At 55.6% G+C, this 13,389-nt stretch carries 18 protein-coding genes; 3 read left to right on the forward strand and 15 right to left on the reverse strand.

Going from position 1 to position 13,389, the window contains the following annotated elements; translation table 11 throughout:
- Positions 1-65: 65 nt before the first annotated feature.
- The 10 genes from corA to HB779_RS10715 form a co-directional block, all read right to left on the reverse strand.
- Complete coding sequence (gene corA, locus HB779_RS10670) at positions 66-1,058, reverse strand: magnesium/cobalt transporter CorA (protein WP_188345670.1); 993 nt, start codon at positions 1,056-1,058, stop codon at positions 66-68.
- Position 1,059: 1 nt separating this feature from the next.
- On the reverse strand, positions 1,060-3,192 hold the full coding sequence (gene scpA / locus HB779_RS10675; RefSeq protein WP_188345671.1) for a methylmalonyl-CoA mutase: 2,133 nt from the start codon (positions 3,190-3,192) through the stop codon (positions 1,060-1,062).
- Positions 3,193-4,632 (reverse strand): methylmalonyl-CoA mutase subunit beta, encoded by a 1,440-nt coding sequence (locus tag HB779_RS10680; RefSeq protein WP_188345672.1) that lies wholly within the window; start codon positions 4,630-4,632, stop codon positions 3,193-3,195.
- A gap of 207 nt (positions 4,633-4,839) precedes the next feature.
- Positions 4,840-5,199, reverse strand: a complete 360-nt coding sequence (locus HB779_RS10685; protein ID WP_188345673.1) for a GFA family protein — start codon at positions 5,197-5,199, stop codon at positions 4,840-4,842.
- A gap of 925 nt (positions 5,200-6,124) precedes the next feature.
- Positions 6,125-6,355 (reverse strand): hypothetical protein, encoded by a 231-nt coding sequence (locus tag HB779_RS10690; protein WP_188345674.1) that lies wholly within the window; start codon positions 6,353-6,355, stop codon positions 6,125-6,127.
- A gap of 94 nt (positions 6,356-6,449) precedes the next feature.
- Complete coding sequence (locus HB779_RS10695; RefSeq protein WP_188345675.1) at positions 6,450-6,860, reverse strand: GFA family protein; 411 nt, start codon at positions 6,858-6,860, stop codon at positions 6,450-6,452.
- 85 nt (positions 6,861-6,945) lie between these two features.
- Positions 6,946-7,260 (reverse strand): cupin domain-containing protein, encoded by a 315-nt coding sequence (locus HB779_RS10700; protein ID WP_188345676.1) that lies wholly within the window; start codon positions 7,258-7,260, stop codon positions 6,946-6,948.
- A gap of 765 nt (positions 7,261-8,025) precedes the next feature.
- The gene (locus tag HB779_RS10705; protein WP_188345677.1) at positions 8,026-8,274 is read right to left on the reverse strand and encodes a hypothetical protein; all 249 of its coding nucleotides are present in this window, start codon (positions 8,272-8,274) and stop codon (positions 8,026-8,028) included.
- A 78-nt stretch (positions 8,275-8,352) separates the two neighbouring features.
- Positions 8,353-8,853 carry a DUF2165 family protein gene (locus HB779_RS10710; RefSeq protein ID WP_188345678.1) on the reverse strand — a complete coding sequence of 167 codons (501 nt, stop codon included), beginning with the start codon at positions 8,851-8,853 and terminating at the stop codon, positions 8,353-8,355.
- 127 nt (positions 8,854-8,980) lie between these two features.
- Positions 8,981-9,514, reverse strand: a complete 534-nt coding sequence (locus tag HB779_RS10715; RefSeq protein ID WP_188345679.1) for a hypothetical protein — start codon at positions 9,512-9,514, stop codon at positions 8,981-8,983.
- Positions 9,515-9,754: 240 nt separating this feature from the next.
- On the opposite strand from HB779_RS10715, the gene HB779_RS10720 reads away from it, so the two are divergent.
- Positions 9,755-10,171 (forward strand): hypothetical protein, encoded by a 417-nt coding sequence (locus tag HB779_RS10720; protein ID WP_188345680.1) that lies wholly within the window; start codon positions 9,755-9,757, stop codon positions 10,169-10,171.
- 72 nt (positions 10,172-10,243) lie between these two features.
- Here HB779_RS10720 and HB779_RS10725 read toward each other — a convergent pair whose 3' ends face one another.
- From HB779_RS10725 to HB779_RS10745, 5 genes are all read right to left on the reverse strand, one after another.
- Positions 10,244-10,495: a GlsB/YeaQ/YmgE family stress response membrane protein gene (locus tag HB779_RS10725; RefSeq protein ID WP_188345681.1), complete on the reverse strand. Its 252-nt coding sequence runs from the start codon at positions 10,493-10,495 to the stop codon at positions 10,244-10,246.
- A 74-nt stretch (positions 10,496-10,569) separates the two neighbouring features.
- Complete coding sequence (locus HB779_RS10730) at positions 10,570-10,935, reverse strand: hypothetical protein (protein WP_188345682.1); 366 nt, start codon at positions 10,933-10,935, stop codon at positions 10,570-10,572.
- Between the two features lie 142 nt (positions 10,936-11,077).
- Positions 11,078-11,467, reverse strand: a complete 390-nt coding sequence (locus HB779_RS10735; protein ID WP_188345683.1) for a DUF930 domain-containing protein — start codon at positions 11,465-11,467, stop codon at positions 11,078-11,080.
- A gap of 166 nt (positions 11,468-11,633) precedes the next feature.
- On the reverse strand, positions 11,634-11,813 hold the full coding sequence (locus HB779_RS10740; RefSeq protein ID WP_188345684.1) for a hypothetical protein: 180 nt from the start codon (positions 11,811-11,813) through the stop codon (positions 11,634-11,636).
- Positions 11,803-12,351, reverse strand: coding sequence for a GNAT family N-acetyltransferase (locus tag HB779_RS10745; RefSeq protein ID WP_188345685.1), 549 nt, complete (start codon positions 12,349-12,351; stop codon positions 11,803-11,805). The genes HB779_RS10740 and HB779_RS10745 overlap by 11 nt, the downstream gene beginning before the upstream one ends.
- Between HB779_RS10745 and HB779_RS10750 the strand changes: the two genes are divergently transcribed.
- Together HB779_RS10750 and HB779_RS10755 are read left to right on the forward strand one after the other, a co-directional pair.
- A complete protein-coding gene (locus tag HB779_RS10750) occupies positions 12,291-12,476 on the forward strand; it encodes a hypothetical protein (RefSeq protein ID WP_188346040.1) in 186 nt (61 codons plus the stop codon). The genes HB779_RS10745 and HB779_RS10750 overlap by 61 nt on opposite strands.
- Positions 12,477-12,493: 17 nt before the next feature.
- On the forward strand, positions 12,494-13,258 hold the full coding sequence (locus HB779_RS10755) for an SDR family oxidoreductase (RefSeq protein WP_188345686.1): 765 nt from the start codon (positions 12,494-12,496) through the stop codon (positions 13,256-13,258).
- The last annotated feature ends 131 nt before the right edge of the window (positions 13,259-13,389 follow it).

The following is a 13,389-nucleotide window of genomic DNA, read 5'->3' on the forward strand; positions in this document are numbered from 1 at the left end:
AACTCCAATGTTATAACAATGATTATAACTTGGCATCTGAAGCTAATCAAGACCCGGCATATGCGTTACAGCCAGCCCTTTTTGCGGAAGATCAGAAGCGGGATAACAGCCGAAGCTATCATCAGGCCGATAGCCATGGGATAACCCCAGACCTTTTCCAGCTCCGGCATGAATTTGAAATTCATGCCGTAAATGGAGGCGACGAGAGTTGGCGGCATGAAGGCTACGGCTGCCACCGAGAAAATCTTGATGATGGCGTTCTGCTCGATGGAGATGAGGCCAACAACGGTATCAAGCAGGAAGGTAATCTTGTTGGACAGAAAGTCGACATAGGTGCTGAGCGATTGGGTGTCGCGCTCCAGCGACTTGATCCATGCGCGGGTTTCTTTCTTGTAGCTGTTCTGCTCGGTAATGGCAGCGAGGTAAACAAGCAGGCGGTTTACGCCGGCGATGCTTTCACGTACCTTTGAGAGAAACGCGCCCTGACCGCCGATGCGGGTGAGACTATCGCGAAAATTCTTGGTGGTCATCGGCTTGTCATTGTCGGAACGGCGGAAAATCGTGTGCGAATTCTGGTCGATATCCGCTGCGACGCCTTCAAGGATATCAGCAATCCGGTCCGTGACCGCTTCAACAATTCCAAGAAGAATGGTCACGCCGCTGCATTTGCTGTTGATCAGGCCATTGCCCGGTTTGGAGGCGCGGCTGACATACAGACTGAAAGCTCTCGGCTCCGCATAGCGCACGGTTACCAGATAAGGGCCGGTGAGAATGAATGAAATCGGGCTGATGGCGTGGTGTTTGTGTTCGGTGAAATAAAGGATAGGCGCGGTCAGATACTGACCGCCGTTTTCGGCATAGAACCGGCTGGATTCCTCGATCTCGACCATGTCTTCGCGAGTCGGGATCGACGTCTTGGTCCAGGCTTCGGTCTGGATATCCTCGTCATGAGTTGGATTGAGCAGATCGATCCATACCGTGTTTTCCGGCAAAACGTCGCCAACACCGGCCTTTTGCGGAACCAGATGGTCGTCTTCAAGTGTATAAAAAACAATCATTTCAAAATAAATCCAGCAATGTATCGATCAGTTTTTCTGCCGCTTCACCGATGACAGTGCCGGGCGGGAAGATGGCGGTGGCGCCAGCTTTCAGCACAGCGTCAAAATCCTGAGGCGGGATAACACCACCGACGATGATGAGGATATCTTCGCGTTCGCGGCGTTTCAGGGCCTCTTTCAGTTCCGGCACAAGGGTCAGATGTCCTGCAGCAAGGGAGGACACACCAACAATATCCACATTGCTTTCAACAGCGAGCTCCGCCACCTCATCAGGTGTCTGGAACATGGCGCCGACAATAACCTCAAATCCCAGGTCACCGAAAGCAGTCGATATCACTTTCTGGCCGCGATCATGACCATCCTGTCCCATCTTGGCGACAAGAATGCGGGGTTTTTCGCCTGTACGTTTTTCAAAGGCCGATGCCTTGGCCTGCACCCGGTCCATAACCGGGCTTTTGCCGACTTCCTTGCGATACACACCGGAAATGGTACGGATGTCGGCGACGTGGCGGCCATAGGCTTTTTCCAGCGCCAGCGAAATCTCACCAACGGTTGCCCGTGCCCGCGCCGCCTTGATGGCGAAGTCGAGCAGATTGCCCTTGCCGGATTTGGCGGCATCCGTGAGGACAGAAAGTGCGCTGTCTACAGCAGTGACGTCACGTGTACCCTTGAGCTGCTGCAGCTTGGAGAGCTGACGGGCGCGGACTTCAGCATTGTCGATCTTGAGCACGTCGATCTTGACGTCCTCGGTCGGGCGATACGAGTTGACGCCGACAACGGGTTGCTGGCCGCTATCGATGCGCGCCTGCGTTCCGGCGGCGGCAGCCTCGATGCGCAATTTTGGAATACCCTGTTCGATGGCCTTGGCCATGCCGCCCAGTGTCTCGATTTCCTCGATATGGGCGAGCGCCCGCGTGGCGAGATCGTGGGTCAACCGTTCCACATAGGCCGAGCCGCCCCACGGATCGATGATCCGCGTCGTGCCGGATTCTTTTTGCAGCACCAGCTGGGTGTTGCGGGCGATGCGTGCCGAATGATCCGTCGGCAGGGCCAGTGCCTCGTCGAAGGAATTGGTATGCAGGGATTGCGTATGACCCTGTGTTGAAGCCATAGCCTCAATCATGGTGCGCATAATGTTGTTGTAGGGGTCCTGCGCCGTGAGTGACCAGCCTGACGTTTGCGAATGGGTGCGTAGTGACAGCGAGCGCTCGTCTTTTGGGTTGAAGTTCTTCTTTAAGAGCACCGCCCAGAGCAGGCGCGCAGCACGCATCTTGGCAACTTCCATGAAGAAGTTCATGCCAATGGCCCAGAAGAACGACAGGCGCGGTGCGAACGTATCGATATCGAGACCGGCAGCAACACCGGCGCGGACATATTCGATACCGTCGGCGATGGTATAGGCGAGTTCCAGATCGGCGGTCGCACCCGCTTCCTGCATGTGATAGCCGGAAATCGAGATCGAGTTGAATTTCGGCATATTCTGCGACGTATAGGAGAAGATGTCCGAGATGATCCGCATCGACGGTTGCGGCGGATAGATATAGGTGTTGCGCACCATGAATTCTTTCAGAATATCATTCTGAATGGTTCCGGCGAGCAGCTTCTGGTCCACACCCTGTTCTTCCGCTGCAACAATATAGAGCGCCAGAATTGGCAGGACAGCGCCGTTCATGGTCATCGAAACGGTCATCTCGCCAAGCGGAATGCCATCGAACAATTGCTGCATGTCGAGAATGGAATCGATGGCAACGCCCGCCATGCCGACATCACCAGCAACGCGCGGATGATCACTGTCATAACCACGATGGGTTGCAAGATCGAACGCGACAGAGAGGCCTTTTTGCCCGGCACCCAGATTGCGCCGGTAAAAGGCGTTGGATTCCTCCGCCGTAGAGAAACCGGCGTATTGGCGGATCGTCCATGGCTGCTGCACATACATGGTCGGGTAGGGACCGCGAATGAAGGGTGCGGAACCCGGGTAGGTTTCGAGGTGATGCAGGCCCTTCAGCGCGCTTTCGCCATAGGCACGTTTGACGCGGATGCCTTCAGGCGTCTTCCAAACCGCAGTTTCCGGCTTGGGTGCAGCGGTTTTGGGTTCTTGCCAGTCGATCCGGGTGAAATCAGGAACTCTCATTTATTCAGAAACCTGCAATGTTTGGTCGATACGCGGGAAGGTCAGCGGTTCGCAATGCACCACGCCGTCCGTCGGCAAGGGCATATGCGGCGCATCAAGCACCGTCACCGCACGCTCTTGCTTGGCCGGAAAAAGTGTCGTTCCAATGATCGATCGCTTGCCGGAGCGATATTCCTCGGTCCGTGCTTCGCGCGCCGCGATGATCCGCTTCTGGAAATGGTCTTCAACAAGGCTTTGCAGAATGCCGCCTTCTTTTTCCAGTTGCTGAAACTCCTTCCAGGCTGCTGCACACAGCGCATCCGTCAGCGCTTCAATGGCACCAGAACCACAGCCAGGATCGGCAACAAAGGCAAGATTGCTTTCATCGGCCAGAACAAGCTGCGTGTTGCGGGCAAGACGACGGGCAAACGGGTCAGGTAGGCCGTGGGTGATGGTATGGGGCAGGATGGCGAGCGAATCGGCTCCACCCACTGCGGCTGCAAAGGCAGCGATGGTGGTGCGCAGGGTATTGGTCTCGCAATCCTTCCGGGTCATCATCCGCATGGATGTTTCCGCATGGATAGTGGCCGTGGATGGGGCAATGCCGCAGGCTTCCTGCAACCGGGCCCAGAGGCGGCGCAGCGCCCGCAACTTGGCAATGGAGAGGAACTGGTCCTGATCGACAGCCAAGGAGAAACCGATATGCGGCGCAGCATAAACGATGGGCTGGCGGGCTTCTTCGAACAGACGGAAGTGACCAGCCGCGATGGAAAGCATTGCACCGAGTTCCTGTGCTTCGGTAGCACCGGCATTGTGGTAGACACGGCCATCCGCTTCCAGCACGATACCGGGAAGATCGGTGGAGAAGAACCCGGCCAGCGATTGCGGCAGCGAAGCCTTGAGCGCGGCCAGCGTCATGCGCAGCCGCCCGGTGCCTGCCAGAGTGGCAGCTGGATCGATACCGAGCGAAAAACTCATGGTTTTCGGGTTGATATTGCGCGGACGCATATAGTCGACAAACCAGTCGGCGCAGGCACGGCTTTTCGGGTGCACATCCATGCGCAGGTGGATCATTTCGAGATGCACGCCGCGCAACACCTGATCGACGGCCTCGCGGGTTGACGGCAGGCCATATCCGAACGCGTTGGGCGCACCTTCGAACACCAGTGAAATGCCCGTTGCACCGTTTTCGAGATCTTCTAGCAACTGCTTGTTGGCCCGCACCGGATCGGGGTCGTCAATGCGCTGCACAATATGCCAAGGCTGCGCCGGATTGCGGCGTGGTGTCAGTTTTGCTTTCTTTTGCCGTTCGTATAGCGGCTGAACCGCAATATTATCATCGGTCCTCGAGATCAGCGTCTCATCAAAATCCGCACCCTTAAGGGCCTTTTGCGCCAGCTTGATCCAGCCATCACGATTGGCTTCGGCAAACGCGGTGTCCTTGAGAATAGACGCGTCCATACTCGCTCCCGGTCGAATTGCACCGTTCTTCCACCAGATGGAATCACTTGGGCGGAAAACCGGCGCAATGGTTGGTTTACGAGCCAAAATCGCCCAATTTGCGCGCGGCTCGTGCTTTTGCAGCGACTTTAAGAGGTGTTATGCTGCTTCGCAATAAAACAAAACATGTCGTGCCGAGATATTGACCGCTCCGGCATATTTCCGGGTCTAATCCAGATAGGTCCATGTATCGGCACCGTCGAAGTGACGAAGCGGCAGCCCTTTGAGTTCCACAGGGTCGATCAGTCCGGAATTGATTCCCATGCGATCGGCGTTGTGAGGATCTGTGCTTTCCCAATGAGTAACACAGCCGCAGGTTGGACAATGATGCATCGCAAGTGTGCGGTCACCTTGGATATAAGCGACTGTTTCGCCAGCGCCTTTGGTGAATTTTACCTGTTTGGGATGATAGTAGACCCATGGCCCGCCAATACGCCGACAAATCGAGCAATTGCAGGATTTAAGCACGTCAGGACGCTCGGCAAGTTCGAGGCGGATGGCACCGCAATGGCATGAGGCTTCGATCATCAGTCCCTCTCGTGTTTTGCCCTCGCACGAGTGTAGCTGAGACATCATCCAAAGCGACCAGCCCCGCCGGACGACGCAGGACTGGTTACTTTCTTTCATTCACCCGTTTCAGTCGTCGTGTGGCGTAGTACCGGCGGACGCACCGGACTAATTCCCATTCTGCCCCTGACGTGGTTGCATCCGCCCACCTTCGGGAAATAATGGGGGCGGTGCAGAATCCGATCGCGATCCGGGATTGTTGACCGGTGGTGGATTTTCTGCACGGCTGGGCGCTGATTGACCACCGTTTTGATTTTGACGCGGTTGCATCCGTCCACCCTCGGGAAACACTGGTAGTGCGGGGCGTGGTCCAGGATTGCCGATTGGACGTGGATTGTCCGGCCGGCCGGGACGTGGATTGTCGGGGCGATCGTGTCGGCGATCCCAATCGCGGCGGCCGCGACGATCCCAATCACGGTCATATCTGCGATAGTCACGGCGATAATAATCCCGTCCGTAGTAGCGCGGACCGCCATAGTAAGAATCGGAATAGCCACCGTAGTAGCCACCACCATACCCACCGTAGCCACTATACCCTTCATAATATGAGCCGCTCGTTTCGACACAACCTGAAAGGGTCAGGGCCGAAACCCCAACGAGCGCAGCAACAACGAAAGATTTGATAGACATCGTATTTACTCCAGACGAACGTCTCTTTGTTTTACACAAACAAGTTCGATGTCGAATGGTTCCTTAAAACAAGGTTTTACGCCAGTAGAATTCAACTCTTGAGGGTAAAAGGCCGGTCACAATTGCACCCGGTCCGTTATCAATCGTGTCCTGATACCGTCCGGCCCATCCGTTTCTTCGCCGGCTTTCTTAACCGAGGCATTGGACGATCTGCAGGATTGCAGTCTACCGCTAAGAAAAACTGAGGCGGCAACCCTCAGTTTCTATCCGAGGCTGCGCTGCCCAAACGTGCGCATAATTGCACGAACTCCGTGGCTTCCACCGGCTGGTCGCCATTGATGTAGACTCTCGACACATCCCGCAACTGGGGAATCGCCATGCATGCCTCATCGACACTCTGATATTTGTGTTCGGTCGAGGCCAGATTGTCATCGAGAGTCAGCACAATGGTGCGTGCATCCCGATTGACATCAGATGGATCGATCACGGATGTCTCCTGATACTGTTAAAAAGGATGGACAGATTTTACCCCAATTCGTAGGGGTGCCAAGGCCGGATTTATCGACACTGTGGATAACTCGCTAATGGCTCTCCCGATCAAACGAGGTGCCACACTGCATGTCCGGCAGCCAGGACAGGGCGGAGCGAAGCCAGACCTGCTGATTTGGTACGAGTTGATCACGCTGCGCCAGACAGCCTACCCGCAGGCCATAACGAGATGGATTTGGACCGGGGCTGGTCGAATAAATTGGGGAGCCGCAATCGGCACAAAAGCCCTGTACACGTTCGTTGCCGCTATCTGCCATCTTCACATAAGTTTTGGGTGTGCTGGCAAGGAATTGCAACGTTCCTGATATTGCGGGAACCGAGACGCGAAAAGCCGTTCCAGTCAATTTCTGGCAATCGGTGCAATGGCAGATCGTCACCGTATCCGGATCAATTTCAGCCTCGAACGTAATTTTGCCGCAGTGGCACGAGCCGTCCACTTTCATCTCGCATCTCCCGTGAGGATTGCTTTTTTCTGTAACAGGTTTCGAGCAGGGAAGGTTCCTGACGGATGGCAGGATGAGCAGAGTTTTATGCTGAAAACGCTTCTGGGCGCTTGATTTCAATTTCGACAAAAGAGATCGGATGCGGCGAACCGTTCATCACGTCGTGCTTGATGCCTGAGGGCCGCTGGTAGGATTGCCCGGCAACGAGCGGCACGTCGGTAATATCCGTGCCGTTGTGAATGCGCAGTATGCCGTCCATCAGCATCACGACAAAATAGGGCCAGCCATGTTCGTGCCAGCCCGTGATAGCACCTGGCTGAAAGTCCCAGCGGGTAATGCGCACTGCGGCGTCATCCTGCTGAATGGTAGGGACGGCGGGCAGATCACACTGGAATGCCAAAGCGAATTCTCCTGGCGGGTGGTATCAGTTGCATGTTTCCGACGCTGCGTTGTGCCGGACTTCTTTCACGGCATTCACGATGTTGAAGCCGACGGGTAAGCATATCAAGATGCAGAAGGTTGCAATGACAAGATTCAGGCGTTTTTGATAGCGGACGCCATTTAGGATTGCACCAATACCGTAAATCAGTAGGGCTGGTCCGGCAACCATCAGAGCCTGAATAGGGCCATCGCAATCGATAGCGTCGAACCCTTGCGCCGTATATTCGTTGACAGGAAATATCGCCCCTGCAACCGCCAATGGCAAAGCTGCAAGCAGAACGCAATATCCCAGCCATTTGGTCCAGTTATGACACATGATTCAAAGAGCATTGCACGGTTCGTGGGTAATGAGCCCGGAATTTATCGCGGGTATGGAGAAATTCCGGGCGAGCACCCATGACGTAACGCGGCTGTTGTGCGCTTGCAATCAAGGTGTAGGTAGGGGTTGCTGAATATTGTGGGGAGGAGCGGTGCCCAATCCGGGCTCTTTCTTGGAAAACAATGTGAGGGTGCCCAGCAGGGCAAAGAGAACGACTAGCACGCCGATCACAAGGCATTGGTGTCTCATCAGGCATCTCCGTTGTGACGTGAGAACACCGTGACAGCCTTTTTGGGCAGCAATCGGGTCACCTGCGCAAAACTTTGGATTTTGGTTGAGAAAACCTGAACAGGCTATAAAAAAACCGGCGGAAATGCCCGCCGGTTTTCATGTTACCGCATCAGATCAACGGCAGACACGCACTCTGCGAATGATCACACGGCCATGATGACGGTGGCGTTCGGTCCGCACGAAACAACGGCGGTTCCAATGCCTGTGATGCCGCCAGCCACGGCGGTGATCAACTTTGACAACCTGTGTCTGCGTGTCGACGGTCTGCGCCAGCGTTCCGGTGAGGGGCGCTGCTTGCGATGGCGCGTTGAAAGCCACCAGTGACGTAAGGGCGATTGCTGTAGCGATTATCAGATTTTTCATTTTGAACCTCTGAGCGTTTCACAATTACAACAATACACTTATCGCAGGTTGTGTTCCTACATTACAGAAATTTTAGATTTAATCCGTGGTCTCGCCATCCGGCATACTGACAAAGATCAGCACGGCAATGATGGTGATGAAGAAGCGGAAGGCGGATTCAATGCCATTCCATGTCGATGACATCCACATGCCGAACCATTCGCCGCCGATGGACAGAAATGCCACCTGCCAGACCAGAAAGCCCAGCGCCAGCCCGCCAATCGCCCATTTCTTCGAACGGTTGAAGCCGCGGGCACTATCGCCGCTATGGCCAAGCATAGTGAACGCCCCAATCCAGCAGAGCACGGCCGTCAACGTCTCGGCGGCGATAATCAGAATGTAAAAGGCATTGTGCAGGCCCGGGCTGGTGATGGCACGATATTTGATTGTTGCGTCGGGGAAGATGGTATCCATTAACAGCACGTGCTGGACAAAGGCGAAATTTGAGCCGTAGTCCGTGATGTTGCCGAAGGCGACAAGCGTAGCAAAGAAAGCAATGGCCGCAACAAAGGCGGTTTTGCTCAGGCGGGTAATCAGCATGGGACGTCCCTCAATGAGTGTTTTGCACGCGGGAGTCTGCCACATCTGCGTTAATGCCGATTTAGTTTTCGATTCTCGTGACCTGCAAGAAAGTTCTGTTCAGATAGCTTGTATATGGTTTTCCAATTCAACTTTGCGCGCCATCAATTTCTATAGGCCGTGCATCCTTTAACCCCAGCATTTCATCCTGCTGCTCTTCGGTCAGGCCAATGGCAAAGGTACCAATGGCGCGTTTACCCTTGGCGAAGGCGAGCACCGACAGGAGGGCGTTTACCAAAAACGGATCTTCGGCTTTCGGATAAATCTGCAGGGCGAGGGTGGCCATATCGATCCATGCGCGCTCATAGGAATCCATCAGCCATTCGGGGATTGGCGGGTTGCGGTCATTGTTAAGACGCGCTTCCTCGATGACGGCGATAAGGGCAAAGGCGTTCCAGTCGGCCAGTTTCAATTGCCAGGCGATCCGGACAATCTCGGGCACCGAAGCATAGGCGGCTGTATCGACATCGTTGTGATGCAGCAGATTTTCCCATAGCTCCTCCCAGGCCAGCGAAAAGTCTCCCTGTTCGAGCGCCTGAAGCGCATCTGCCGGGTTGTAGAGATCGCGATATCCGCTGCGAAGCGTAAACCAGCGTTCATCGGTCCATGCCAACAAACTCATGATTTTCCCCTGCTTTCCATTACCGGACCAATCAACCGTGTCACGGATGTGAAAGCAAGCGGGATGATCGCTCACAGCACTTCTGCCAACTAGTGAAGGTTCACTAGTGCGTTGTTTGTATCCCGCGAGTGTGGCAAGCAATTGATAGCGCTGGCTTCGGAGCAATTGCCGGGGAGTCTCTAGCGTATCGAGAAGGGCCTCGCTGATTGTCGTGGCGGCCCTGCCATCACGGGGGATATCATGATCAAGAGACTTCTTGCAGGTCTGGCATTGTCACTGGTTGCAGGTTCAGCCGCTCAGGCACAGTCATGCGCGAGCAATTTCAAGTCGGACGGCGTTCCGCTGGTCACGTCGGTCAACTATAAAAGCTGGCAGATTTTTCCGAAGCTCGATCCGAAAAAGGCACTGGCAAATGTGGCCCAAGGTGTCGCTGTCGAGGGCTTTTCCGATGTGCAAGTCGACAAGTCGCTGGGGGCAGTTACTGCCGTTCAGGAAGGATCCGGTGCCACCGTCCCGCCGAAATTGCGCGTCGTTGTCCGCAAGTCGGGCAAGGGCAGCCGGGTTGATGCGATATTTATCGTTAACCCGGGATGGGTGTCACCGGAAAGCACAACGCGCAGCGGGATTTGCCGCGTAATCGATTCTGCCAACGGCTAGCACTGCTTGGTTTGCGCACAGAAAACTGCCCGGTAAGCGCGTTAGCGGGCAGTTTGAGTTTTTAGCTGAAATTTAGCGGCGGATGGCTCGCCCGACCGCGATCAAAATACAGGCGCCGATGAAACCGGCGATGAGATAGCCGATCCAGCCTGTCAGAACAACGCCGAACACTGACAGAATGGCGTTCGCCAGCACTGCGCCGACGATGCCGAGAATAATATTCATGATGATGCCGCTATCGCTCTTCATGAACATTTCGGCGAACCAGCCGGCAAGGCCACCAATGATAATGGCCGCAATCCAGCCAACACCTGCATTTTCCATGTCAGTTTCCTCCGTTGTGAACATTCACGACGACTGAAACGGCGGATGCGGCTGTTTGTTCCGCACCTGCGGAGCTATTTCCAGCGTCTGCGTGGTTGCCAGTCATCCGCTTCCTCGTCATCACGTTCCCGCAACCAGTGCCGTATTTCACGGCAACTGCGCGGACGCCCATCGCTGATCCGGCCGTCGGTGCAGGGATCATAGCGTTCCTGCCGCTCGCGGTAGCGGTCGCGCCGCTCAAGCATGCGCAAAATCTCACGGCAGCTGCGTGGTCTGCCATCATTGTAACGGCCATCTGTGCATGGATTGTTGTCATATTGGACGGGATGAATCAAAGTCTGGCTGCTGCTGCCCGCGAATGCGGGCGGGCTTCCAGCTATAGCTGGGCCAATGCTTGCGAGGCAGAATGCGGGCAGCAGGATTCGGTAAAGAATATGCATGTTGGTTCTCCGGTACCGATTGTCCAGGCAAGGAACAAAACATCGGGCAGAGACAACAATCGGCTGCTACCGTTACGGCAGTCTGACATGATTGATTTGGCCGGGTATTCCGAGAACGGGAATATCGGCCATGCGTTGCACCTCAGGGGACCAGATAATGCTGGCCCCATTCATTTTTGGGAACGCGCTCGCCAATCCGGTACTTGAAGGTGACAATTTCCATATTGTCGTCATTGGTCATGCATTTGAACGCCAGATGGTACCATTCGCCGTGGCTGCGAAAGGCCGCGCCGCGCGATTTGATCGAATGCGTATCGGTTTTTGGATCGGCAAAGGCATAGGCCAGCACCTTGTCGGGGTTGTATGCATGCTCGTCTTTGCGAATGCGCTCCATGGCCTCGACGTCGCAGCGCTGTTCCAGTCGCGTCTGCAGATCAAGCTTTTCAAGGCCAGCTTCCATGCGCGTATCCATCGCCGACGCCGATGGCAGGGACACGGCAAGCAGAGCGCAGGAAAGGAGGAATGTTTTCATGGGTGAGACTGACCTTCTCTCGCTGCGGTCGGGCTATGCCGGCAGCTTTTTGTTCTGGAATCAAACCGGGAGTTCGAAGCAGGGAATCACGGCAAATTTGCCCAAAGTGGGCTGAATGTCAAAATTTAATGGGGGAATGTTGGGCCGGAGAGAGCAAGGTTGAGGGCTATTCGTCGGTGTCAAGATCAAGATCGGCGAGTTCTTTTTCACCGGCAGTCTGGGCTTCTTCTTCGGTCTTGTACGGGCCGCTCTGCGAGCCCGTTTCGCCGTCAACCACCAGCACATAGTACCAGCTTGCATCGCTCTTCTGGCGGACGGTCACATGGCAGGCCAGTTCATTGCCCAAGGTGTTTCTCCAGTTGCGACGCGGTGATTTCGTAGACTACATGGGCGCGCAGCGGGTGCCCATCCTGCAGATCAGGGTGGTTGAATTCACCTATCTTGCGCATTCCCAGCCGCTCCATCAGCCCCCAGGACGGGGTATTGGCAGGGGTGGTAAAGCTGACGATCCGATCCAATTTGAGGGTCTGGAAACCATATGTGAGAGCGGCCTCGGCGGCTTCGCGGGCGAGGCCTTTGCCTTGCCAGGATGTGGACAGCCGCCAGCCGATTTCCACGGCAGGAGTGAAGAATGCCTGCCATGGAATATGTAGAAGGCCGCACATTCCGATCAGTGTCCTGCTTTCGCGTTCCTCGAGCGCCCAAAAACCCCAGCCATTTTGTGCGAAATGCGCATCAATGCGATCGAGCATGGCATCGGAGCGCTCGCGCGTCAGAGGCATCAGATAACGCTGGACGGCAGGTTCACTGTTGATTGCAAAGAATGGCGCGCGATCTTCAGGGCGCCATGGACGCAGTCGAAGCCGGGAACTCTCTGGTTGCATGGCGTGATTATGCGAGCGAAGCCAAACGCCGTCAAGGCGGCGGAGTGCAGGTTTCGGGTGGCCGGACCTGTTCGCGCTGGACCATATGTGATCGCGCAGGTGCTTTTCGGCGAACTGCAGCATGACCATATGAGAGGCAAAAATGAACAGTTTGAACGGAAAAATCGCACTTATCACCGGCGCAAGTTCGGGCATAGGCTATGAAACGGCAAAGCTGTTTGCCCGCGAAGGTGCGCATGTCGTCGTTGCGTCGCGGCGGCAAGCGGAGCTGGACAAGCTCGTTGCGGCAATCAGCTTTGACGGCGGCAAGGCAATAGCGCTGGCCGGTGATGTCAAGGACGAGGCCTTTGCCAAGGCGCTGGTTGATCTGGCCGAGCAGGAATTTGGCGGACTGGATATCGCCTTCAACAATGCCGGTATCAATGGCGAAATGGGACCGACGCCGGGTGTTTCCCTGGAAGGCTGGCAGGAGACCATGGATGTCAACCTGACCTCGGCGTTTCTGGCGGCTAAATATCAGATACCCGCGATGCAACGGCGTGGCAGCGGCTCGCTGATCTTCACCTCGACTTTCGTCGGCCATACGGTCGGGATGCCTGGCACAGCGGCCTATGCCGCCAGCAAGCAGGGGCTGATCGGGCTAATGCGCACATTGGCTGCGGAGTTTGGCCCGCAAGGTATTCGGGTCAACGCGCTTTTGCCCGGGGGTACTGCAACCGCTTTGGCCGAAGCCTGGGTCGATACGCCGGAAAAGCTTGCCTTTGTCGAAGGGCTGCATGCGCTGAAGCGGCGGGCGCAGCCCGAAGAGATTGCCCGTTCGGCGCTCTATCTCGCCTCCGATGCGTCCAGCTTTACCACCGGCACCGCCATGCTGGTGGATGGCGGCGTATCAATCAACCGCACTTAAACGGATCAGACGCTGCGCGGTTGCCTGAGGTGGCCGCGCAGCCGCACCGTTCTGTTGCTTTGCGGAGGCAGCTCAATCCCTGCGAAAATATTCACAGTGATATCTGGCATTTATGCAACTTATGCGAGCGT

Origin of the sequence: Phyllobacterium sp. 628, from assembly GCF_014189505.1 — a bacterium.
In the GTDB taxonomy this organism is placed as follows: domain Bacteria; phylum Pseudomonadota; class Alphaproteobacteria; order Rhizobiales; family Rhizobiaceae; genus Phyllobacterium.